This window comes from Pseudonocardia xinjiangensis, from assembly GCF_050948425.1.
Lineage (GTDB): Bacteria > Actinomycetota > Actinomycetes > Mycobacteriales > Pseudonocardiaceae > Pseudonocardia > Pseudonocardia xinjiangensis.
This window is the reverse complement of sequence record NZ_CP192009.1, coordinates 2872662-2895580: the sequence shown is the minus strand read 5'-3', so window position 1 is coordinate 2895580 and position 22919 is coordinate 2872662. Positions and strand designations below refer to the sequence as shown.

At 68.4% G+C, this 22919-nt stretch carries 20 protein-coding genes and 1 pseudogene; 10 read left to right on the top strand and 11 right to left on the bottom strand.

The features are described 5' to 3' along the window. Nucleotides 1–405: 405 nt before the first annotated feature. The 8 genes and pseudogenes from ACQPZA_RS13825 to ACQPZA_RS13790 form a co-directional block, all read left to right on the top strand. Complete coding sequence (locus ACQPZA_RS13825) at nt 406–624, top strand: ferredoxin (RefSeq protein WP_169393792.1); 219 nt, start codon at nt 406–408, stop codon at nt 622–624. Further along, nucleotides 624–2036: an FAD-dependent oxidoreductase gene (locus ACQPZA_RS13820; protein ID WP_433281084.1), complete on the top strand. Its 1413-nt coding sequence runs from the start codon at nt 624–626 to the stop codon at nt 2034–2036. The genes ACQPZA_RS13825 and ACQPZA_RS13820 overlap by 1 nt, the downstream gene beginning before the upstream one ends. A gap of 92 nt (nt 2037–2128) precedes the next feature. Next, nucleotides 2129–3388 carry a cytochrome P450 gene (locus ACQPZA_RS13815; RefSeq protein ID WP_433281082.1) on the top strand — a complete coding sequence of 420 codons (1260 nt, stop codon included), beginning with the start codon at nt 2129–2131 and terminating at the stop codon, nt 3386–3388. Between the two features lie 123 nt (nt 3389–3511). Next, complete coding sequence (locus ACQPZA_RS13810) at nt 3512–3844, top strand: DDE-type integrase/transposase/recombinase (protein ID WP_433281080.1); 333 nt, start codon at nt 3512–3514, stop codon at nt 3842–3844. Further along, the gene (locus ACQPZA_RS13805; protein WP_433281078.1) at nt 3750–4133 is read left to right on the top strand and encodes a transposase; all 384 of its coding nucleotides are present in this window, start codon (nt 3750–3752) and stop codon (nt 4131–4133) included. Before ACQPZA_RS13810 ends, ACQPZA_RS13805 begins: the two co-directional genes overlap by 95 nt. A 330-nt stretch (nt 4134–4463) precedes the next feature. Continuing rightward, a complete protein-coding gene (locus ACQPZA_RS13800; RefSeq protein ID WP_433281076.1) occupies nt 4464–5516 on the top strand; it encodes an SGNH/GDSL hydrolase family protein in 1053 nt (350 codons plus the stop codon). Between the two features lie 376 nt (nt 5517–5892). Further along, a complete protein-coding gene (locus ACQPZA_RS13795) occupies nt 5893–6132 on the top strand; it encodes a hypothetical protein (RefSeq protein ID WP_433281074.1) in 240 nt (79 codons plus the stop codon). Between the two features lie 578 nt (nt 6133–6710). Further along, nucleotides 6711–6797, top strand: a pseudogene (locus ACQPZA_RS13790) (excalibur calcium-binding domain-containing protein); the annotation flags it as partial. Nucleotides 6798–6948: 151 nt separating this feature from the next. On the opposite strand, the gene ACQPZA_RS13785 reads toward ACQPZA_RS13790, so the two are convergent. The 3 genes from ACQPZA_RS13785 to ACQPZA_RS13775 form a co-directional block, all read right to left on the bottom strand. After that, entirely contained in the window at nt 6949–7362 is a 414-nt protein-coding gene (locus tag ACQPZA_RS13785; protein WP_433281072.1) for a nitroreductase/quinone reductase family protein, read from the bottom strand. A gap of 152 nt (nt 7363–7514) precedes the next feature. Continuing rightward, nucleotides 7515–8510, bottom strand: coding sequence for a zinc-binding alcohol dehydrogenase family protein (locus ACQPZA_RS13780; protein ID WP_433281070.1), 996 nt, complete (start codon nt 8508–8510; stop codon nt 7515–7517). 22 nt (nt 8511–8532) lie between these two features. Further along, entirely contained in the window at nt 8533–9240 is a 708-nt protein-coding gene (locus ACQPZA_RS13775; protein ID WP_433281068.1) for an NADPH-dependent F420 reductase, read from the bottom strand. Between the two features lie 58 nt (nt 9241–9298). Between ACQPZA_RS13775 and ACQPZA_RS13770 the strand changes: the two genes are divergently transcribed. After that, nucleotides 9299–9910, top strand: a complete 612-nt coding sequence (locus tag ACQPZA_RS13770; protein WP_433281066.1) for a TetR/AcrR family transcriptional regulator — start codon at nt 9299–9301, stop codon at nt 9908–9910. Between the two features lie 189 nt (nt 9911–10099). On the opposite strand, the gene ACQPZA_RS13765 is transcribed toward ACQPZA_RS13770, so the two are convergent. The 8 genes from ACQPZA_RS13765 to ACQPZA_RS13730 all read right to left on the bottom strand — a co-directional run bounded on the left by ACQPZA_RS13765 (nt 10100) and on the right by ACQPZA_RS13730 (nt 17987). After that, the gene (locus tag ACQPZA_RS13765) at nt 10100–11710 is read right to left on the bottom strand and encodes an ABC transporter substrate-binding protein (RefSeq protein ID WP_433281064.1); all 1611 of its coding nucleotides are present in this window, start codon (nt 11708–11710) and stop codon (nt 10100–10102) included. A gap of 160 nt (nt 11711–11870) precedes the next feature. Beyond that, a complete protein-coding gene (locus ACQPZA_RS13760) occupies nt 11871–13289 on the bottom strand; it encodes an ABC transporter substrate-binding protein (protein WP_433281062.1) in 1419 nt (472 codons plus the stop codon). A 334-nt stretch (nt 13290–13623) separates the two neighbouring features. After that, nucleotides 13624–14997, bottom strand: a complete 1374-nt coding sequence (locus ACQPZA_RS13755) for a Rieske 2Fe-2S domain-containing protein (RefSeq protein WP_433281059.1) — start codon at nt 14995–14997, stop codon at nt 13624–13626. Nucleotides 14998–15095: 98 nt separating this feature from the next. Continuing rightward, complete coding sequence (locus ACQPZA_RS13750) at nt 15096–15353, bottom strand: type II toxin-antitoxin system HicB family antitoxin (RefSeq protein WP_169396662.1); 258 nt, start codon at nt 15351–15353, stop codon at nt 15096–15098. A 1-nt stretch (nt 15354) separates the two neighbouring features. Beyond that, complete coding sequence (locus ACQPZA_RS13745) at nt 15355–16683, bottom strand: Rieske 2Fe-2S domain-containing protein (RefSeq protein WP_433281056.1); 1329 nt, start codon at nt 16681–16683, stop codon at nt 15355–15357. Nucleotides 16684–16901: 218 nt separating this feature from the next. Next, nucleotides 16902–17585, bottom strand: coding sequence for a GntR family transcriptional regulator (locus tag ACQPZA_RS13740; RefSeq protein ID WP_433281054.1), 684 nt, complete (start codon nt 17583–17585; stop codon nt 16902–16904). A 102-nt stretch (nt 17586–17687) separates the two neighbouring features. Then, complete coding sequence (locus tag ACQPZA_RS13735; RefSeq protein ID WP_433281053.1) at nt 17688–17846, bottom strand: hypothetical protein; 159 nt, start codon at nt 17844–17846, stop codon at nt 17688–17690. Between the two features lie 9 nt (nt 17847–17855). Further along, a complete protein-coding gene (locus ACQPZA_RS13730; RefSeq protein WP_433281051.1) occupies nt 17856–17987 on the bottom strand; it encodes an ABC transporter permease subunit in 132 nt (43 codons plus the stop codon). A 754-nt stretch (nt 17988–18741) separates the two neighbouring features. Here ACQPZA_RS13730 and ACQPZA_RS13725 point away from each other — a divergent pair. Then, on the top strand, nt 18742–21792 hold the full coding sequence (locus ACQPZA_RS13725; protein WP_433281048.1) for an NACHT domain-containing protein: 3051 nt from the start codon (nt 18742–18744) through the stop codon (nt 21790–21792). Nucleotides 21793–22919 lie beyond the last annotated feature (1127 nt).

The following is a 22919-nucleotide window of genomic DNA, read 5'->3' as shown; positions in this document are numbered from 1 at the left end:
ACAGGATCTGGCCGGGCTGCACCCGCCGGGAGACGTGTGATATCAGTCCAGAACTCCGTAGATGAGTATTCCAGGACCGAACAGGCCTGGCCATCCGGTTGCGTCTGAAATGGCCAATATCGCCAACGCATTGCCTCGACCGATGTGGCGATGTAAGGTTCGCGACGAGAGCCCTGAACATCATTGTCGTTTAGTCGTTTGCGTCTTCGTAGTCGAACAGCGGACAGGAGTACCGCATCGACTCGTTGCCGTACCGGTGCCGGGGGCTTCTTCCTGACCGCACCAATACCGCCGGGGTCATGGCTTGTTTCAGTCGGCGACCACGTCCGCGGGCGCAACCACCCGTGGCGCCGGCGGCACTCGAGAGATCACAGGGTTCGAGCTGCCGACAGGGGAGGAGAGGGCATGCGAGTCGTTGTCGATTTAAACCGATGCCTGAGTTACGGGCAGTGTGTCTTTGCCGCGCCGCCGGTCTTCCGGTGGAGCGGGGAGGAGTCGTTGGAGTACGACTACGCACCCGACGAGAGCCTGCGGGGACCGGTCGAGCGCGCGGCAGCGGCGTGCCCGGTACAGGCGATCAGCGTGGGCGATGCGGTCCCGGTCCGCACCGGCGGGGACGGGTGATGACCACCGGTGGGCCGGACCCGCAGCGGGTGGTCGTGGTCGGTGCGTCGCTGGCCGGGCTGCGGGCGGCGGAGGCGCTGCGCGACGAGGGGTTCACCGGCCGGTTGACGTTGGTGGGAGATGAGGACTGCGAGCCCTACGACCGGCCACCGCTGTCGAAGGTGGTGCTCGCTGGTCGGCTTCCCGCCGATCACACCTCGTTGCCGGAGAGCCGCGACATCGACGCGGAATGGCTGCTCGGAGTGCCCGCCGACGGGCTGGACCTCGCGGCTCGTCAGGTTCGGCTCGCCGACGGGCGGCGAATCGAGTTCGACCGGTTGCTCATCGCCACCGGAACCCGCGCCCGATCGTGGCCGGATCCCGCGCAGGCCGCGTTGGACGGGGTGTTCAGCGTGCGTACCCGGCGGGATGCCGCCGTGCTGCGGGAGCGGCTGGCTGCCGGTCCACGGCGAGTGCTGGTGATTGGCGGCGGCTTCACCGGATCGGAGATCGCCTCGATCTGCCGTGAGCTCGACCTTCCGGTCACGGTCGCCGAGCGGTCCGCGGCGCCGCTGGCCGGGGCGCTGGGCGGCGCGGCGGGCCTGGTGGCTGCCCAGGTGCAGCGCGACCACGGGATCGACCTGCGGTGCAACGTCTCGGTACTGGCATTGGAGGGCGACGGTGACGGGCGGGTGTGCCGCGCCCGGCTGTCCGATGGCGACCTGCTCGAGGTCGACGTTGTCGTCGTCGCGCTCGGCGCAGTGCGCAACGTGGAGTGGCTGGCGGGTTCGGGTGTGTCGGCGGACGCCCGCGGGGTGGTGTGCGACGCGACGTGCCGGGTGTTCGATGCCGACACCATGGTCCTCGACGACGTCTTCGTCGCCGGCGACGTGGCCCGGTGGCCGCACACGCTCTACGACGGGGAGCTGCTCGCCGTCGAGCATTGGGGCGACGCGGTCGACCAAGCCCGCACCGCCGCACACAACATGCTGTGTCCGCCCGCGGAACGTCGGGCCCACCACCCGCTGCCCGCCTTCTGGTCCAACCAGTTCGGACTCAACATCAAGTCGGTCGGGGTGCCCCCGCTCGCGGAGCAGGTGGTGATCACTGAGGGCTCGGTCGCCGCGCGGCGCTTCGTGGCCGCCTACGGCAGGGCCGGACACATGGTCGCCGCGGTTGCGATCAACATGCCGCGCACGTTGCCCGCCTACGCCGACCTGATCGAGGAGCGAGCCCCGTTCCCGCCGGACCTGCACGCTGCCGACGGGCCGGCCGAGCCGATGGTGGTCGCCTCCGGATTCCCCGCCCCCGGCCAGTCCACCCACAGCCCCAACGCCACCCCCACGGGTCCTGGCCCCAGCGCTCCGGCAACCGCCATCAGCCCCGCCGGCGCCGACCCGCGCATCCCACCTGGGCCGACGCCTCTGCGCTGACGGCCTCGCACGTGGACCCGTCCGCGCAATCCGCCGCTCCGCGGCGCCCTCCACCACGACCCGATCGACACAGACACTCGGAAGAAACCACCATGATCTCTGCACAGTCCACCACCGCCACGGCAACCGCCCCGGGCCGGCTGTTCGAGCAGATCCTCGACCCGGCCAGCCGCCCGAACCCATACCCGCTCTACGCGAAGCTGCGTGAGCAGCCGGTCACCGTCCAGGACGACGGCAGTTACGTGGTGAGCACCTACGCCGAGATCAGTCGGCTCCTGCACGGCCCTCGGATCAGCTCCGACGAGCGCAAGAGTGCCAGTGGCGCCGGTGCGCTGGCGGCCTCCGGACGTCTGAACTCGGGTGGGGAACCCCGCAGCCCGGCGTTCATCTTCCTCGACCCGCCCGAACACGACCGCCTGCGGCGTCTCGTGATGCGCCACTTCACCCCGACCCGGATCGGCGGCATGCACCAACGCATCGTCCAGCTCGTCGACGGGCTGATCGACGCCAGGAGCGACCTCGGTGAGCTCGACGTCGTGGGTGATCTGGCCTACCCGCTCCCGGTCGCCGTCATCTGCGAGCTGCTCGGCGTGCCCAGGGAGGACGAGCGCCGTTTCCACGGCTGGTCCTCGGCGCTGATCCGTAGCCTCGACCCGGCTGCGGGCATGACGGAGTCGGAGATCCAGCAGGCCGGACAGGCCGCTCAGCAGATGCGCGACTACTTCGCCGAGCTAATCGATGCCCGCCGGGCTCGACCAGCCGACGATCTGCTGTCCGCTCTGCTCTCCGAAACCGACCCCGATGATCGAATGAGCGATCAGGAGCTGCTGAGCACGATGGGGCTGCTGCTCATCGCAGGACACGAGACCACCGTCAACCTCGTCACCAACGGAATGCTCACCCTCCTGCGTCACCCCGACGTGCTCGACCACCTCCGGAACGACCCCGAGCTGGCGCTGACGATGGTTGAGGAGATCCTGCGTTACGACCCGCCGGTGCAGTACCGCACCCGCACCACCCTGGCCGACATCCAGATCGCCGGCACCACGGTGCCGGCGGCGGCCACCGTGGTGCTGTTGCTCGCCTCCGGCAGTCGCAACCCGCGCCGATTCCCTGCGGCCGACTCCTTCGTGCCTGACCGCACCGACAACGTCCACTTCGGATTCGGCGGTGGCGGCCACTACTGCGTCGGTGCTCCGCTCGCCCGGATGGAGGCACAGGTCGCCCTTGCCCCGCTGGCGCGCCGTCTTCAAACTCCCCGGTTGCTCGCCGAGCCTCCCTCCTACCGGGACAACGCCGCCCTCCGGGGCCCGGCACACCTTCCCGTCGCCTTCGACCGCTTGCGCGCGTAAGGGCCCGCGGCCATCTGTTCCCGGTGACGTGGAAGGTGGTACGAGACGTCGACCGGGCGCTCGGCGATCAGCTCTCATTCCTGCGCAAGCGCTGGCGGACCGCTTGGACCAGGCACAACCCGTATGCGATGCCGGCTCCGGACCTGGTCAACCGCGACTTCTCCGCCGCAGCGCCCAACCGGTTGTGGGCCGTGCGCGCAGGGCGTGTTCTGGCTGGCCGCGGTCCGGGACGCGTTCTCCAACCGGATCGTCGGGTGGTGGTGTTCAGACCGCTGCGACACCGATCTGATCTTGGGCGCTCTGGAGTACGCGGTCTGGACCCGCGACGTCCGCGACGGCGAGATCATTCATCATTCCGACCGTGGCTCGAACTACACATCATTACGGTTCTCCCACCGGCTCGACGACACACGGGATTCTCACGTCCATGGGGTCGGTCGGCGATTCCTACGATAACGCGCTGATGGAGAACTTCTTCTCCACGCCGAAAACCGAGCTGGTCTATCGAAAATCGTGGCGAACCCGAGAGGAAGCAGAGAACGCGCTGTTTGCCTACATCGACGGCTGGTACAACACTGAACGCATCCAAGCTCGCCTCGGCTGGCGCTCACCGGACGAGTACGAGGCCGCCGGGCAAGCCGGCGAGCATCCGAGCACGATCGACCGCAGCCAGACACCGCCGGGGCAACCCCGGCGGCCGGCAGGTAGCAAGCACTCCGAGCTACCGGGGGAACCTCACAGCTGACCCGGTACCCCGGGACCCGGCGACCGGGCTACCGCGGACCGGCCGTGGCGGCCCGGTCGCCCACGTTGTGTGTGCGTCAGCGGTTCGTTCATGTGCAAAGCAGCTCAATCCGGTCTGCGTACTTGGTGGCACTGGGATCGCACGAGATCTCCGGAGGAACCTGGCCGCGCCGCGGGTTTGGATTCCTGGCCCTGCTGTCGTCGTCCTGGCGTTGACCGGCGCTTATAATACGCCAACAGCACGGACAGATCGTCATCGAGTTAGGCATGGCCGCATGGCCGCGGGCTTCTGTCACTGCCCCATCGGTACGCCAGAATGGAGAACTGACCGATGCCCGACCCTGATGCCACGGCCACCACGGGCGACGCCGGCGACGATCCGGGCAATGCAGTACCGCGATCGCGGCGTACCAAGCCCACAGCCGCTCACCCGGTCCGCTCCCGCACCCGGCGGGTGATCGGGCGGGTGACGGTCATCCTGGCGACACTGCTCGCTGTGGTGATCGTTCTGACCGTCGCCGGAGTCGGGCTGATTTACTACCAGGGCACCAAAGCACCGGCCGGTGACAGCCAGTACGTCGCCCTGGGAAGTTCGTTCGGCGCCGGTCCCGGGGTCGGCACCCGGGCACCGGACAGCCCGAACCTGTGCATCCGCTCCGCGCAGAACTACGCCCACCAGCTCGCCGCGGCCCGGCATCTGAACCTGACCGACGTCAGCTGCTCAGGTGCAACAACACAAAACGTCCTGCACGGCGGCCAATACTTCCAACCGCCCCAGGTCGACGCACTGCGGCCGGACACCCAGCTGGTCACCGTCACCGTCGGCGGCAACGACATCTCCTACCTGGGCAACCTGTTCGCCTGGTCCTGCCAGGCCGACCGACACCGTACGCCCCTGGCGTGGCGGCCGGCGGTGTGCACGGTGACATCCGACGCCGACGTCGACCGCGAACTCGCAGACCTGCCGACCTCGATGAAGCAGATAGCTACCGACGTCCACCAACGCTCACCGCACGCCACCCTGGTGTTCGTCGACTACACCACCGTGCTGCCCGATACCGGCTCATGCCAGGACCGGCTACCGATCACTGACCAAGAAGTCACTCGCAGTCGCGCCCTGGCCGCCCAGTTGGCCGCCATCACCGCCGCCGTCGCCCGCGACAGCGGCGCCCTACTGATTCAAGCCTCCACCATCACCCACGGACACGACATCTGCTCTGCGGACCCTTGGGTGTTCGGCTACACCTTCGCGCGCACCCCGTTCAACTACGGTCCCATGGCCTATCACCCAACGCAGCAAGCCATGACCCACATCGCCGACGCCATTAACCACCTACTCCCGCCATCACCGACTAGTGTCTCGCCCCGGAGAGTCTCGAATTAAGCCCCACCGGTACCTGCCCTGGCCAGGGCGATCAGAGGTCGATGAGGGCGATCGGCTGCGGCCAGCACCATCGCCAGTGGGGTCGGCGGCCGTCCTGATCGATGGCCGCGCCGCCCAGCTGATCGGTGCCTCTCGCGCTGTCGGCAGTCCCGATGGTCGTCACGCCGTCGTCCGCATGAGGTTCCCCCGGTAGCTCGGAGTGCTTGCTACCTGCCGGCCGCCGGGGTTGCCCCGGCGGTGTCTGGCTGCGGTCGATCGTGCTCGGGATGCTCGCCGGCTTGCCAGGCGGCCTCGTACTCGTCCGGTGAGCGCCAGCCGAGGCAAGCTTGGATCATCCTTCCCTGAAGCAGCCAGGAGCAACTCCGCGACTTCCAACGTGATCGATCTCGCATACGCCTACCTATTTATTGGAGACCTCGACGCAATTGTTAATGCTGAAGCGCCAAATGCGGCTGACTTCGTCTCTGCCCATGAGGGATTTATCAAGATTCGCACGGGCACACACACCGGCAAGGTTGAAGTGGAAATGCGAATCGTTGACGAATTCGGACCGATCCTCGACGAAACGGCAGAGGTGGGCGAGGTCGTCGTCAAACTCGCGCCCCGTCCCGACTAGATTCTGCTAGCGGCCCGATAAGATTTGGCCAGGGAGTCCCACTGTAGCAGACAGCCATCTGGGCTCCCTGGCCATGTCTCGCATTGTTTTAGCTCTTCGGCCCGTCGAAGAGTGGGCGAAGCATCGCACCGCGCGACCTGGACCGGGCGGTACTCCGTCCGCAATGCCGGGTCTCTGGAGACGAAGAACGGATCGCCGCCCCGTGTGCGCCCCCGGCAGCCTCGCACCCAGCCGCGCGCGGTGGCCGCGGGCAATTTCCGCCGGCTGCGCTATCCGCGCAGCGAAATTCAGCCCCTCGGCGTTCGGATCTCGAGCGCGACCGATGGACAGACGACTGATCATCCGGGCTGCCCGAGCTTGACCGATCGTCAAGTCCGCCCGGACTTTACGGATCGTCAGGGGGTCGTTGTGTCGAAGATCAAAGGCAACGGAGTAAGCGCAGGTCAGAGCACATTCAGCGGGTTAGAGGTACGTACACGACCCTCTGACCCCCAGTACGGTCGCAGTAGTCCTCTGACCAGCGGACCTGGCGACACGGCAATCCCGACGCGCCTCAGCCGGCGCCGGTACGAGCAGCTCGCGCCGCTCCGATCCGTCGGGGAGACCCCGGCTATCGCGCTGCTCTGGACCGTGACGGCGACGGCGAGGGCTGCGCTGGCGACTAGACCAGACGTCCTGCGTGCCTACCGCCGTGCCGAGGTCACGGGCAGCCCGCGCCGTCGGATCACCCGCGCGGGAGAATGAATCACGGGGTATTCGTCGCCAACGTCTCGAACCACACAGGAGTCGTCGCCATCTCCTGAACCTGCCGGGAGGTCAGTTCCCGGTGGGTTCGAGCAGGATCAACGGCACTTCGCGGTTGCCGGTCTCGGCGGCACGGTCACGCATACTCGCGAAGAACGGGTAGAGCTCGTCAGCGTAGGCGAGCCAGCTCTCTCGCTCGGCGCCTTCGGCGACGCGTGCAGTCATCAGCGAGCGGTCGGGGCCGTCCTGCAGCTGCACCGTCGGGTTGGTCACCAGGTTGTGGAACCAACCCGGGTTGCGGGCCTGGCCACCGGCGGAGGCGCCGATGGCGTAGACCCCGCCGCGCTCGATGCGCATCAACGCGACCTTGCGCAGCTTGCCTGAACGCGCCCCGCGCATCGTCACCACGATCACGGGATTGCCGTGCATCGTCGCGCCTTCGCGGCCGTCGGTGCGCTCGTAGAGCTCGACCTGGTCGCGGGTCATCGCATCGGAGCTGGGGACGTACTCCCCGTCGAGCAGATTCTTTGTCACGTCGGGTGGTTCCTTCCTTCAACGGGGTTTCTGCCCCCGCTGTCGATATCGAAGTTCGAGCCGTCGCCTGGCCAGTCGGAGACGAGGAGGTGCGAGCCGACGGCTCAGAGGGCGATCACCGTCTTGCCGATGGTCCCGCCGGTCTCGACGAGCGTGTGCGCCGTCCTCATGGTCTCGCTGGTCAGGCCCTCGAGCGTGGTCGTGACGATCGACCGCAGGCGGCCCACGGCCACGTCGTCCGCCGCCCGGGCGAGAATTCGCCCCTGACTACCGGCGTCGCCGCCGGCGGTGATCTTGCTGAACACCATCTCGCTGTGCAGCGACAGCGACTTCCCGACGAACGCGTCCAAGTCCAACGGGCCGGGGGTGTCGATGAAGGCCAGGTGACCGAAGGGCCGCAGCACCTCGACGATCGACGCCAGGTTGCCGCTGGTGCCCGAGGTGGAGAACACCAGATCGACTTGGTCGATCCCGGCTCCCCGCAGCTGCGTGGCCAGGTCGGCGTGGTGATCGACGACCAGGTCGGCCCCCATCGCAGTGGCCCACTTCCGCGACTCGGGTCGCGAGGCCGTGCTGATCACGAACGCGGACGTTCGCGCCTTCAGTAGCTGCGTGGCCGACGAGCCCACACCGCCGGCCCCGCCGATGACCAGAACGCTTCCGACGCCGGCCGGCACAATGTGCTGGTCGCGGAAGAGCGCTTCCCAGGCCGTGAGGATGCCGATGGGTAAGGACGCGGCGTCGGTGAACGTGAGCTCGTCGGCGATCTTGGCGACAACCCGGTGGTCGACCGCGACGCGCTCGGCCCAGCAACCGTCGCGGGTGATGTCCCCGGTGCCCATCACCCGGTCCCCGATCGCGAACCCGGTGGCGGCGGGCCCGTTCGCGACGACGACCCCGGCGAACTCCCAGCCGAGAATGACCCGGCCGCCGGGTTCAGCGCTGCGGGTCTTCCGGATCGCGGCTTCGCCCGGGTTGATACCGATCGCACGCACCTCGACCAGCAGGTCACCGTCACGCAACCGTGGTTCGGCGACCTCGACCAGGTCGATGGCGAAGGCTGTCAGCTCGTGTGCCTTCTCGTAGGCGAGCGCTTTCATGAGGTCCCCCCTTCTTTCGGGGTTAGTCCTGCTTCAAGGCGTGCAGGCCCGAGAGCGGGCCACCGATCTGCATCAGCCGGCCGCCCTCGCGCAGCGACCCGGCGTCGACAGCCGCGAAGCCGAGACTCTCGGCGACATCACGGAAGGTGGCTTTGGTGGCGGTGTCGTCGCCGGCGTAGAACAGCAGCTGTCGACCCTCCGGGTGCCGAGGGTCAGCGGCGATGTACTGGGCGTAGAGAGTGTTGAAAGCCTTGACCACGTGCGCGCCCCGCGCCCGGCTCGCGACGAACTCACTCGGCGTCTCGACCCCGAGGTCCGCGGTGATCGGCGGCCTCGGTAGCTGGTTGGTCGTGTCCACCAGGATGCGGCCGCCCCACGGTGGCAGCCCGGCCAGCGCGTTGCCGACCTGCGGCCACATCACGGCGAGGAACACCATGTCGGCGGCGGCGGCCTCCTCGACCGTGGCCGCGCTCGCCAGCGGCCCCAGCCGCGTCACGACGTCGAGCAGCGTGTCCGGGCCGCGGCTGTTGCTCAGGGTCACCTTGTGGCCTGCCGCCACGAGGTGACCGGCGATGGCCTGCGCGACCACCCCGGCTCCAATGGTCCCGAAGTTCACGACGGCTCCCTCGCAGTCTTTGATGATGATCGACATCATAGTTAGGTTGCCGTCGCTGTCATCCGCTGTCAAGCGCGACGTCGTCGGGGTGCGCGATTTGATGGTGAGCATCATCGAAACTGGCTAGACTTCGCCTGTGTAAGGCAGGCGCCTGCCCGGAAAGGTGATCGATGTGCCCCGCATCACACAAGAGCAGAAGCGGCTCAACCGCGAGAAGATCGTCACCGCAGCAGGCGAGGGATTTCGGCTGCGCGGCATCGACGGCTTCGGCATCGAACAGCTGATGAAGTCGGCCGGCATGACCCATGGCGGCTTCTACAACCACTTCGCCTCCAAGGACGCCCTCGCCCTCGAAGTCCTCCACCAGGGCTTCACCGACTCGCTGGCAGCGCTCGACGCCATCCGCAAAGCGCACCCCGGCTCGGCCCGCGCAGCCCTGGACGACATGGTCGACCGGTACGTCAACGCCGAGCATCGCGACCACCCCGAGGTCGGTTGCGCCTCGGCCGCCTTCGTCTCCGACGCCGGCCGCCATGGAGTCGCCGCTCAAGCCGAGTACCGCCGGGGACTCAACGGCTACTTCGAAGCTATCGCGGACATGCTGATCGAATGCGGCCGCGAGTCAGGCACCGAGCTCGCTCCTGCCGAAGCCCGGGAGCATGCAGTGGCGCTGTTCAGTCAGATGATCGGCGCAGTGCTCCTCTCCCGCGCCATCGCCGACGCTGCCCCGGAGCTGTCGGACGAGGTTCTGGCGGCCAACCGGAGACGGCTCAAGGCCGTCTGACCGGCGGCTTGTCAGGAAAATGGCTATGGCTCAGAAGAGGTGGTGGTCGGTATGCCTGGTGCAGCGCAGCGCATTACGCGCAAGCCCAGGACTGGCTACTTTGTCTCGAATCCCGCACACCCGGGTGAGAACTTCGCCGACAAATGGGGGTGCGCGGCCGACGGGAACACTGCGCTGCCCGGGGCCTGATCAGCCCCGCCGGTCCAGCCAGACCCGCTCGTACCAGACACCGGAGGTCATGTACCGGTAGACACCTTTGACCTCCTTGCGCGTGATGTTGGACGAGTAGTTCCGGCTGTACCAGGCCACCGCCAGGTCCCGCCCGGACAGGAGCTCCACCTGCTGGTAGTCCCGCGTGCGCGTGGCCTCGTCGGTGGTCACCGCCGCCTCGTCGAGCAGCCGGTCGACCTCGGGATTGGAGTACTTGCCGTAGTTGGCGCTGCCGTTCGAGTGCAGCATGTTCGCGACGACCGGGTAGGGCGTGTCGATCGAGCCGACGTAGGTCGTCAGCTGGAAGTCCCCGCCCTGCACGACCGCCGACGAGAACTGCGCGAGGTCGTACTGCTTGACCTGCATGTCGATTCCGATCGCCGCCATCTGCGCCTGCATGAACTCGGCGAACGCCGTCCGGGTGGTGGTCGTCTTGAAGGTGAAGTCGGGGTTTCCGCCGTCGGCTCGGTAGGCCTCGACGAGCCTGCGTGCCTCGTCGAGATCGAATGTCGGCCACGCCTCCGACGCCGCCTGCGTGTGATATGGGCTGGCCGGGTCGAACAGGCTGTCGGCGGCGATCATCTGGCCGCCGTACTGGCTGACCGAGAGCGCCCGCAGGTCGATCGCCCGCACGATCGCCTCTCGCATCCGCCGATCGTCGAACGGAGCGGCCGCGTGGTTGAACTGGAGCCTCTCACCTCCGGAACCGGGCCCGTAGTAGACCTTGAGGTCCGGGTTGCCGAGCGCTCGGCTCAGCTCCTGGTAGTAGCCGCCGTAGACGTAGTCGACATCACCGTTGGCGATGGAGGCGAATCGGGTGTCGGTGTCCGGGAGCGGGCGGAACTCGATGCCGTCGAGGTAGGGCAGCCCCGCCTGCCAGTAGTCCTCGTTGCGGACGAAGGTGATGTGCGAGTCACGCACCCAGTCGACCAGCCGGAAGGGACCGACGCCGACCGGGTGTGCGCCGACGTCCGCGCCGTACTTCTGGATGGCCGCCGGTGACAACAGCATTCCCAGCGTCCCGGCCGAGTAGCTCAGCGCGAACACCGTCGGGAACTCCCCCATCGGCTCGATCAGCGTGAACTCGACGGTGAGCGGGTCCACGACGCGCATCGAGCGGATGCGCTCGGCGAACTGGTGCGCCGGCGACGCGACCCGGTCGATGTGCCGTTGCACGTTGACCACGACCGCATTTGCGTCGAGATCGGTGCCGTCCTGGAACCGCACCCCGGGACGCAGACCCATCCGCCAGGTCAGCCCGTTGTCCGGACTCTCCATCGACTGCGCGACGAACGGCTCGGTCTTCCCCTCCGCGGTGAGCCGCATCAGCGAGTCGTAGACAACCGACGCCGCCTGGTTCGCGTTCTGCACGGCCGGGTCGAAGCTGACCGCATCGCGGTCCATGGCGACGCGCAACGTGCCGCCACGCACGGGCTGCCCTTCGCTCGCCCGGTCCCCGCCATAGGGGTTGACGGCGGTGAGCGCGGGACGGTCCGCCGGACCGTTGCCGGGAGCTGCCCCGCAGGCGCCGGTCACCATCAGCGTGACTGCCGCCAGTGCTGCCGATATGCACACCAGTCGATTTCGCATCGTCGAAACGCTCCCCCGAGAACGGCCCCCGACCCAGCGCACACCGGCCGGAAGGTCGTCGATGTCGTCCACTCCACTCTGTCGTTCATGTGCGGCCCGCACCGGCCGCCACTGGCTGCGAGGGCGCCTGCCGCGCCCTCGCAGCCACGGGACCACGCCGCTAGTGCGACAGCCAGGCGGTCGCCCACATCTGCGGGCCAGTCGGGATGTCCAGCACGACGCCCTTGACGTCCTTGGTCGCCAGGAGCCCCGTGGCCGCCCGGCTGTACCACCCGATGGCGAGGTCCTGGCCGGCGATGAGCTGCACCTGCTTGTAGTCCTCGACCCGTTTCGCCTGATCCGTGGTGCTGACCGCGTCCAGGAGCCGCGCATCGACCTGGGGGTTCGAGTAGTCGCCGTAGTTCCCGCTCCCTCCGGTACGCAGGAGCTGCAGGAGGTTCGGGAAGGGATCGGGCCACCCCGAGACCCAGGTCGTCATCTGGAAGTTCCCGCTCTGCACCACCGCGGAACTGAACGTGGCGAGGTCCTGCAGGTTCAGCTTCACATCGATGCCGACCGCGGCCCACTGGGCCTGGACGAACTCGGCGAACTGCGCGCGCGTCGGGTTGTTGGCCGAGGACAGGGTGAAGTTCGGGTCCCCGCCGCCGGCCTTGTAGTCGGCGATCAGCTGGCGCGCGCGCTCGGGGTCGTACTTCGGGTACTGGTCGGCCGCCTCCCGGCTGAAGTAGGGACTGTCCGGCGAGAACGGCGTCTGCGCGGGCTCCATGTAACCCTGGTAGAGGGTCGCGCTCATGGCCTGCGGGTTGAGCGCGGCCAGGACCGCCTCGCGCATGCGCCGGTCGTTGAACGGGGCCTTGGTGAAGTTGAAGTACAGGAACTCCCCGCCATTACCCGGGTAGTAGTACGTGACCAGGTCAGGATTCTTCGACGCCCGCACCAATGACGTCTGGTACGAGGCGAACAGCATGTCGATGTCGCCGTTTTCGAGCGACGCATACGCCGAGTCGGTGTCGGGCAGCGGTCGGAACTCGACGCCGTCGAGGTAGGGCAGGCCCTTGTCCTTCTGCCAGTAGTTCGCGAACTTCTTGACCACGATCCGGGAGTCGGGCTGCCACTCGACGAACTCGAACGGACCGGCTCCCACCGGATGGCGCGCGTACTCGTTGCCCCACTTCCGGACCGCGGTGGGCGAGGCCATCAGACCGAGCGTCCCGTCGTTCGACCGGAGCGCGAACGCGTTGGCGAAGGAGCCGAAGGGGTCCTGCAGGACGAGCTGGACGGTGAGGTCGTCGACCGCCGTCATCGAGGCGATCTGCTTGGCGTACACGTTGCCCGGCGACCGGACCGTGTCCTGCTGCCGCTTCAGGTTGAACAGGACAGCGTCCGCGTCGAGCGGTGTCCCGTCCTGGAACTGCACGCCCGGGCGGAGCTTCAGGACCCAGGTCCTGCCCCCGTCCGCCGTCGTCATGGACTGAGCGAGATAGGGCACGAGCTCACGCTTGTCGTTCACCCGCATCAGGGGGTCGTAGATCGCGTAGATCGCCTCCTGGGAACCGGGGACGACGGGATCCAGAGCCACCGGCTCGCGGTCCATGCCGTATCGGAGGACCCCACCGGGAGTCGGGGTGCCCTCGGTCGCCGGGTCACCACCGAAGGAACGCGACGAGTCGAGCGTCGCGCTGCTCGGGCCCGCCGACGCAGAACCGGCGGGGCTGCCACACGCCGCTGTCAGTATTCCCACGCAGGCAATGAGGACCCAGATCATCGAGCGCGTACGGGTACGAATTCGGCACACAATGTGCTCCTCGCGTTGCCGCGGACTGCATTGGCCGCGGTCGAGGGGTGGGGTGGCAGCGGGGGCCGCCGGAAGAAGAGCCAGCGAGCTGACCGAGCGCCGATGTTCCGGAATGCCGTCAGGTTTGTTCGCCGGTGGCGAGCATCGCCTCCTGGACCGTCGGGTCGTCGTCGGTGCCGAGGATTCGCCAGTCCTCGCCGGGTTCGAGGATCTTCTCCGCCGAACGGAAGGTCCGGAAGTCGTGCCCCTCGACGCCGGCCAGAGCGGGCGGGGTCGCGCCGTTCTCGGCGAGGCGCTTGGCCGCGTCGAGCAGGATCCGGCGCATGCGGATCACCGCCCGGTCGGTCGTGCCGAGGTGCTCCTGCGACCGGTCGTAGATCGGGCCCATCGACTCGGTCGCCATGAGGTCCTGGCTGTTGAAGTCCGGGATGCCGGTGAAGGTCTCGTTCCGCTGGACGTCCCGGTCCATCTCGTACTCGTTCTCCGCCGTCCAGCGCCGGCCCCGGATGCCGGTGAACTTGCGGGCCTCGTACGGGTAGTTCGTGACGTCGAAGAGCTCGTGGCCACCGCCGTAGCCGTTGGGGTTGCGCGGCGGCTGGGCGACGGCGTTGATCCGCCACGTGTTCTCGTCGTCGATCGGCACGAACATCGAGAGCCGCGACCGGAACGGGATGCTCGCGACCGCCGTCATGTACGGGACGCAGAAGCCGGTGATCCGCACGTGGGTGTGCCCGTTGGGGGTGGTCCGGATGCCGGCGTACCGGTAGCCGTACCACGTGTCGTGCACCTCGAGCCGCGGTGCGCGATCGTGGCGCCAGATCTTCCACGACATGTCGACGGACAGGTAGCCCGGCTTGTCGCTGCCGTCGTCGGGGATGTCGTCGATCGCGTTGAACTGGTGCAGCCACGAGATGTGTGCACTGTCGAGATTGCCCTCCATCGCCTGCACCCAGTTGCACGGCGAGAAAGTCTTCCCGGCCGACACGTACTCCGGGGGGAGCGAGTCGGTGCCGAAGTCCCGGAACGGCGTCATGGTGTCCGGGGCACCCAGGTAGGTCCAGATGAGACCCCCGGACTCGTGCACGGGGTACGCCTTCGCCCGGACCCGATCCTTGAAGGTGCTGGTCGGCGGCTCGGACGGCATGTCGATGCAGTTGCCGTCGACGTCGAACTGCCAGCCGTGGTACGGACACCGGAGTCCGCAGAGGCCGTCCCCGGGGACCGAGGGTGCGTGCGCCGTCCCCTCGTTCCGGCCGAAGTAGAGCGACGTTCCGCGGTGCGGGCAGTTCTCCTGGATGAGCCCGACCCGGCCGTTCAGGTCGCGAAAGGCGACGAGATCCTCGCCGAGCAGGCGCACCCGGACGGGGTCGCCCCCCGGCGTCGGCACTTCGTTCGCCAGCAGGGCGGGCGTCCAGTAGCGCCGCAGGAGATTGCCCATGATCGTTCCCGGCCCGACGCGGGTCAGGATCTCGTTGTCTTCGGCTGACAGCATTGTCGGAGCCTTTCTCTCGGACCGGATCCAGGGCGTGGCGCGGCACGCCGGGCACCGCAGCGGCGGGCCGGATCGTCGGAACAGGTGGGCGCTGGCGTCTACACGCGCAACGGCGCGCGCGGCGCCGGGACCGGCTTGCCCTGCTCGTACAGCTCGGTGACCATCTCGACGCGCAACCGCTCGAGGCGGGTCAGCGCGTCGAACGGGGTCCGTCCTTCCGCGACACAGCCGGGCAGCTCGTCGTAGCCGACCCGGCAGGCCCACTCCCCCGGCGCGACCTCGACAGCCTGCACGTCGAGGACGTAGGGGATCCGGAGCAGGTCGTCGAGTGAGGGTGCCGTGGTGGTCTCCGGCATGTCACGCCCCGCCGGCCAGTGCGGGGTCGAGTTCGGGGTGCTCGACGCCCGCCTTGCGCAGCTCCGCGGTCGCCTCCATCCAGTCGGCGTCGGCCGGCAGCACGATCCCCCCGGAACGCTGCTGGTAGACCGCGGGGGCGTCGACCGCGGGCGGGACGGTGCCCTCCGCTGCGAGCGCGCGTGCCGCCGCGAGCAGTCGGCGACGCACCCGGATGACCATGATGTCCGAGCTGCCGAGGTGCTCGCGGGTGCGGTCGAAGATCGGGCCCATGCTCTCGGTGATGGCCTGGTCCTCGACGTTCACCCCGGCAAGACCGGTGTAGCTCTCGCCGCTGCGCTGCAGCGCGCGGTCGATGAGGTGGTCGTTCTCCACGCGCGCGGTGATCCGGAACCGGCCGAACCAGTCCGAGGTGTTGGGCAGGAACTCGGTCGCGGTGGCCTCCCGCTCGGTGATCCCGACCTTCTGCGACGCCGGCGCCGTGTAGCGCCGCGCGCCCGGCGCGGAGTGGAACGCCATGGTGTGCGTGTCGTCCATCGGCACCCACGCACGCAGCTGCGACTTCGTGCCGAGCACGCCGGTCGGGACCATCGTGTAGAAGGGGAACAGGAAGTGCGCGAAACGCCAGTACAGGCTCTCCTCCGAGCCCGCCGGGCGGTAGGCGCCGTACGTCGCGCCGAACTCGGTGTCGAGCACCTTGTACCGCGGGGCGCGGTCCTCGATCGTGTACCGGAGGAACGACCCCTCCGGAGCGTCCTCGGGATCGGCGTGGCCGACGTGCAGGAACCCGAAGTGGCTGGTGTCGATGTCGCCCTCGAGCGCCTGCAGCCAGTTGCACTCGCGCTGGAACGCCCATGACGCACTCGTGCCGTCCGGGTTGTCGAACCACTCGAAGGACGGCATCGGCGGCGGGGTGTGGCGGGGCCCGATGTAGGCCCACACCAGGCCGCCTGCCTCCGTGACCGGGTAGGTGGGCAGCCGCACCTTGTCCTTGAAGTTGCTGCCCACCGGCTCGTTCGGCATGTCGACGCACGCGCCGGTCCCGTCGAACTTCCAGCCGTGGTAGACGCAGCGGATCCCTTCGTTCTCGTTGCGCGCGTACCACATCGACGCGCCGCGGTGCGGGCACGTCTCGTCCATCAGCACGGGGGTGCCGGACGTCGTCCGGATCGCCAGGAACCGCTCGCCCAGCAACATGATCCGCAGCGGGTCGCAGTCCGGCTCCAGCTCCTTGGCGAGGGCGAACGGCACCCAGTACTGGCGCATCAGGTCGCCCATGGGCGTGCCCTTGCCCACGCGGCAGATCGTTTCGTTGTCGGCATGGCTCAGCATCGAGTTCCTCCGCAAGAACGGTTCCACGACCGTGATCGCCGCCGGAGCACGCGAAGGCACACCTGGTGAGAGCGCTTCGTCGCGCGAGATCGAGCCGAACGCCTGCCGGCGCTCCGTGGTGGGATGGTGGGCGGCAGTGTCTTCAATCGTGAAGCCACTTGTGGGTGGTGTCAATAGACGCCGTGCCGACGGCGGATTCCTGCTGGGAGGGACGCTCGCTATCCGGCGGCGCGGCGGCCGGGTCCTGGCGGCATGACGTGCGGGCCCACGGCCATCCCGGACCGCCCGCGCAGCGTCGGTCGCAGCAGCAGCTCCCGCAGCCGGGGAAGGTCCTTGGCCCGGAGGACGTCGACGATCACGTGCAGGCGCTGACCCGATCGTCCCGGGTCACTGCTGACGTCGACGCTCAGCGAGCGGTAGGCGGCCGTGCGCACCCACAGCCGCTTGACCTCCTCGACGATCAGCTTCTTGGGAGACAGCTCGTAGATCCCCAGGTAGAACTCCGCGAGCTCCTGGAGGGCGATGTCGGGGCGCCCGGAGCGGGCGTGCTGCTCGATGTCGTCGGCGACGTTCTCCAGCTCGGCGAGCTGGGCCTCGCTCGGCCACTCGATCTCCTCGAGCGCCTCGCGCTCCAGCAGCAGGCGCATCGTGTAGAGCTGCTCCATCTCGTCGCGGTTGAACTTCGCGACGAAGTAGCCCTGGTTGAGCCCGTGCACGAGCAGGCCCTCGTTGGTGAGGATCTCGAGCGCCTCGCGCAGCGGTGGCCGGCTGACACCGGTGCGGTCGGCCCACAGCTGTTGCCGGATCTGCTCGCCGGGGCCCAGGTCACCGCTCAGGATGGCTGCGCGCAGGGCCGAGAGGACCGTTGCGGTGGCCCGGCCGGCCGGCTTCGACGGTGACACCCGCGACATCCTCCCTCCCATCGATCGTGCGGTCCGCCAACCGTCGACCGCGACCACACACCCACCGGAGCGGCCGTTGCAGCCCTCGTCGGTCGCCCCACGTCAGTTGCCTGCGAGGACGCGCACACGATACCGCCGGTCTCGAGCTCCCAGCCGACGAACGGCTCGGGGCATCCCCTCGACCGTCGGATCGACGGCGTCGCTGCTCTGCAGCGCCTTGATGGCGATCTGAACAGTGAACCGCTCGGGCGACTTCAGCACGATGAACGGCTAGAGGAAGTCGTTCCACGCCGTCCCGAAGCCGAACAGCCCCAGCACGAACGCCGCCGGTCGGACGATCGGGAACGCGATCCGCCAGAAGATCTGCCAGGTGCTCGCTCCGTCGATCCGGGCGGCCTGCAACTGGGCTTCCCCCGCTAGCCCGGAGACCAACGATCATGGCCGGTAGGCCGTGAAGGGAGTCTCTGTGGCAGCACCGGAGAAGTACCCCGACGAGCTGCGTGAACGCGCCGTCCGTGGTCTGACGCCTGACCTCTTTGACATATTTCTACAGTGGAGCGTCAGGGCGATCAACCTCCGCGTTAGAACTCGTGAGGAATTGGAGCAGCGGCTTCCCAGACAGCGTGTGACAGTTCGAATCCTGCCGGTTCTTCTGTCGGTGTGCAGCACCGCTCGACCTCAGATCAAAGTGAACCGTCCGCTCATCGGCGCGATCGCAGCGGCACCACCGGGGCACCTCCTGTCATACAGAACGGGGCGTGGGTGGGGTGGTCCAGCCAGGCCAGGCGGGCCAGTCGGTGGCGGGTCAGGACCGCGTGCACGTTCGAGGTGGGCAGCCCGACCAGCGGGGCGATGCGGGCGGGTCCGACGCCGCAGTGGGGGCGATTCGGACTGCGCACGGACGAGCCGGACCCCGACTCGGGGTGAGCCCGACCTGCGCCAGTGCCCCCTGCCGCTCTGCTCCGACGGCGTAGCCGAAGGACCGCACAGACCCGGACAAGGACGCCAAGCTGGCTTCTACGCAGTCCGACGAGACGATCGTTGGCGCAGCGCCTGTGCGCCGGACGGTCTGGTTGCCGAGGGCTGCCAGTGCGGCACCCTGAGTTGGATACCGTGGTGAAACTGGATTTTCGGCTGGACCCAGGGGAGCCGCAGGGTGGATCCGATTTCCTCCGCATTGCTCGCGGCACTCAGTGCCACCTTCGCCGCCCTGCACGAGTGGGGCGTGGAGCGGGCGGGCGACCGGCTTATCGAGGTCGGACGCGAACATGCACTCGCGAACCCCGAGCGTGTTCTGGACGAGGTCGCGCCCCGCCTCGCCGAGATGCGGCGGATCGAGTTCGGCGGGCTGCCGGACAACGAGTGGGCGGCGGCGCAGGCCGCGGTGGCCGACTCCCTCCGCGCCGCGAGGATCGATCAGCTGACCACGATGCCGCACGTGCTCGTCAACGTGGACGCGCTCTGCGACCACGTCGGCACCGCCGGGCGCCCGGTGCTGCGCTCGGCCGGTCTCGACCGGTCGGGCCGCGAGGTGCACGACCGGCTGCTGCGGGAGACCTGCCACCGCATCGCGGAGCAGGCGCTGCGGATCGACGTGGTGATGCGGAACCTGCACGCCGAAACGGCAGAGCGGGTCGTCGACGTCACCGCCCAGGTCAACAACCTCGTACGCCGGCCGGACGACCAGGCAGCCCGGTTCGAGCGGGTGTACGTCCAGTACGTCGCCGATGACCACGCGAAGTTCGAGCTGTTCCAGGTCAGCATGGGCCGATCCCGCGCGCTCCGCACGTTCGACGACTTCTACACCACGCCGTCGATCGCGCGGCGGCAGCGTTCGGTCGACGGACCCGAACTGACCGGTGCGGGCACGGACAGCGCGGACGCGATCGGCACCGAGCGCCGGGTCCTGCTGCTCGGCGGTGCAGGCGCCGGCAAGACGACGTTCCTGCACTGGCTCGCGCACACCGCGGCGGTCTCGGTTCGCGACCGCCGTGAAGGTCCGTGGCGCGACGACATCCCGTTCCTCGTGTCGCTCCGCCAGTTCAGCAACCGGCAGCTGCCCGACCCCGAGGAGCTGGTCGCCGTCACGGCCCGGCCGCTGGCGGGGGAGAAACCGGACCACTGGGTGAGCTCGGTGCTGCGCTCGGGCCGCGCGGTGATCCTGGTCGACGGCGTCGACGAGCTCCTGCTGGAGAAGCGCGAAGAGGTCCGGGCCTGGGTGACGAACCTCGTCCGGGCCTATCCGTCGGCGCGGTACGTGATCAGCACCCGCCCGTCGGCGGTCCCCGACGAGTGGCCCGACGCCTCCTTCGCCCGCTTCGAGCTGCTTCCCCTGAGTAGGAACGGTCTGGAGAACCTCATCGGCCACTGGTACAAGGCCGCACAGGAGCTGGAGTCCGATCCGGAGCTGCGCGCCTGGCTCAGTCGCTGCGAGCGGCGCCTCGTGCAGAGCCTCGCCACCCGGCCGGACGTGCGCGGCCTGGTGTCCAGCCCGTTGCTGTGCTCGCTGCTGTGCGCCCTGTACCGCAAGGAGAACATGTACCTGCCGCAGAGCCGCAAGGAGCTGCTGGACAAGGCGCTGGAGCTGCTGCTGGGACAGTGGGACGTGCAGCGGAACATCGAAGTCGAGGACGAGCTACGGATGTCCACGCGGGAGAAGATCATCCTGCTGGAGCGCTTCGCGGCCCCGATGATCCGCAACGCGGAACTGCTGGTCGGGACCGAGACGGCGACCCGGCGCTTCGGCCGCGCGATGTCCGGGCTGCGGCCGGAGGCCCGGGAGCTGGCGCCCGAGCAGGTGCTGCGGCACATGCTCGAACGCACCGGCCTGCTGCGCGAGCGCGAGGGCCAGATCGAATTCGTTCACCGGACCTTCCGAGACTTCCTCGCAGCGGGTGAGCTCGTCAAGGCCGGCGAGCTGCGCTATCTCATCGACCACGCGCACGACGACTCGCTCAACGAGGTGGTGTTCATGGCCGCCGCGCAGGCGCGGGCGCGCGAGGCCGGTGAGCTGCTCCAGGGCATGCTCGACCGGGCAAGCCGGGTGACGCCGAGGAACTCGGAGACCTCACACCGGCTGGAACTGCTCGCCGCCGCGTCACTCGGCTACGTCGACGTGATCGACCCGGAGCGGGTGCGGACCGATGTGCTCGAGGCCGTCCGTCGGCTCATCCCGCCGCGTTCCTTCCAGGACGCGGAGATGCTGGCCAGGGCCGGCACGTTCGTCGCGGATCTGCTGCCCGGGCCCATCGAGGTCGGCAAGTACGCGGACGAGAGAAGGGTGGACCGGGGCGGGGTCGCCGCGTACGTGATCCGCACCCTCGCGATGACCGGCGGCGAGGAGGCGTGGGACAAGATTGAGGCGTTCACCGACACCGACCGCGGGGCGGTGATCGACGAACTTCTCCGGGCCTGGCGCCAGTTCGACTACTCGGAGAAATACGCGCGCACCTTACTGTCCCGTGTCGACTTCGGGGAGCGTGTGCTGGAGGTGCACCGCTGGGATGTGCTGGCCCGGCTGCCGCATCTCCAAAAGCTGACCGCGGTGCGGCTGATCGGCGACTTCGCGCTCAGCGGCAGGGACCACCTGCGGCCGCTCGCGAAGATCCCGCGGTTGCGGCATCTGGAGATCCGCTCCAACGAGGTCGCCAAGGACCTGACGGGACTCGAAGGCTGCCTGGAACTACGGACGCTGCGGATCTCTGGCTACAGCGGGCTGCGGGATTTCTCGGCGCTGGCCAGACTCGGTGTCGAGGACTTGCACCTGCATACGATCGGCCGCTTCGCCGGCCTGCGCGCTCCTGAGCTTTCGACGCTCGCGGGCGCGCCGCTACGGCGGCTGTCGATCCGACATCCCGCACTCCACCGCGGGCTGGGCGTGCTGCCATCGGACCTGCCGCTGACCGAGCTCGTCCTCGACGGCCGCGCAACAAACCGTTCCTTGCGAGGGATCGAGCGGTTTACGGGACTGGACACGCTGATCGTGAACGGGATCCCCAGCGTCGAGGAAGTCCGGTTGCTCGGTGAGCTGCCCGCGCTGAAGCGGCTCGTCGTGCACGATGCCGTGCCCGCCGCTGATCTCGTCCGGCTCCGCCCGCTGAGCGGAGTGACCTTCGAGCTGCACGGTGTGACCGACGACGTCGCAACCCGGAACGCGTTGCCGGAGGCGAACCTCACCGTCCACACGCGACAACGAACGACGTCTTGAGCAGACGTGGATTGATCAAGAGATGAGCACGGCTGGGCGCGGCTAACCAGGAACGGGCACCGACCGTCGATCATGTGGCGACCGGGAGCAACTGCTGCCGTCTGCCGGCCCGGCGTGTGGCGCGCCGCCTTGGCCGCTGCCGGATCGTGACTCACCTCGCGCTCGCTGATGGACCTGTCTGGCTGCTCGACGCGGGGCGGATCAAGCCAGAGGGAGTGAACTACGGCGGAGGCTATCGCGGCGCACCTGGCCGGTTGACCTACGTGCGGCGGGTCAACCCGACACAGTGAGCAGCTGGCGCGGTTCACCAACCGTCCGCTCCGATACCGCGCCCGAGTGCGGTGGACAGATCCGGTCACACGACAGCGTCGGTCCAAATCGGAGGCGTTCGCCGCCGAGGGTCCAGCACAGGCCTGGTTGGATCAGATGAACCGCCTCGCACGTGGCGGCGTTCATCCGGAAACCGCCACCATGACTCTCGCCGAATGCGGCGAATCCGCCATGACCTTCGCGATGAGAGGTCTTGAGGCGAAGACACTCGACCCATACCTCTCCGGATGGCGACACCGAGTAATTCCGTCGCTGGGGCACTGCTTGACGACCCCGATCGCTAGCCCTGCCTGACTGGGCGACCCTCACCCGCCTCGCTGACGCATTCGTCGCGCGATCCGCCGACTGCTATCGGGGCTGGGGCAAGTCGTGATGTTCGCCACGAACTGGATGTGGACGGTCCGGCGGCAAACCACGCCCTCCCCCGGCGGTTTGGTCGACAAGGGCACGAAGGGCAAGCAGGCTCGGGTTGTCCTCATCGGCGACGTCCGCGATCTCGTACAGCAACGGATCGATGCGGCGAAGGGACGGCCCGACGCCCGTCTGTTCACCGGTCCGCGCGGTGGCCGGATCACGACCGCCATACTCCGCGCCACCACCCACTGGGACGAGGTCGTCAGCGAGCTCGGCCACGAGCACCTGCGACGGCACCCCTGCGCCACACCGGCCGACGTGGATGGCCGACGCCGGCGTTCCGGTCCACGTGCTACGCACCATCGCTGGGCACGGATCGCTCACAACCACGCAGCGGTACCTACACCCGGACCGCCGCACGATCACGGCGGCATACGACGCAT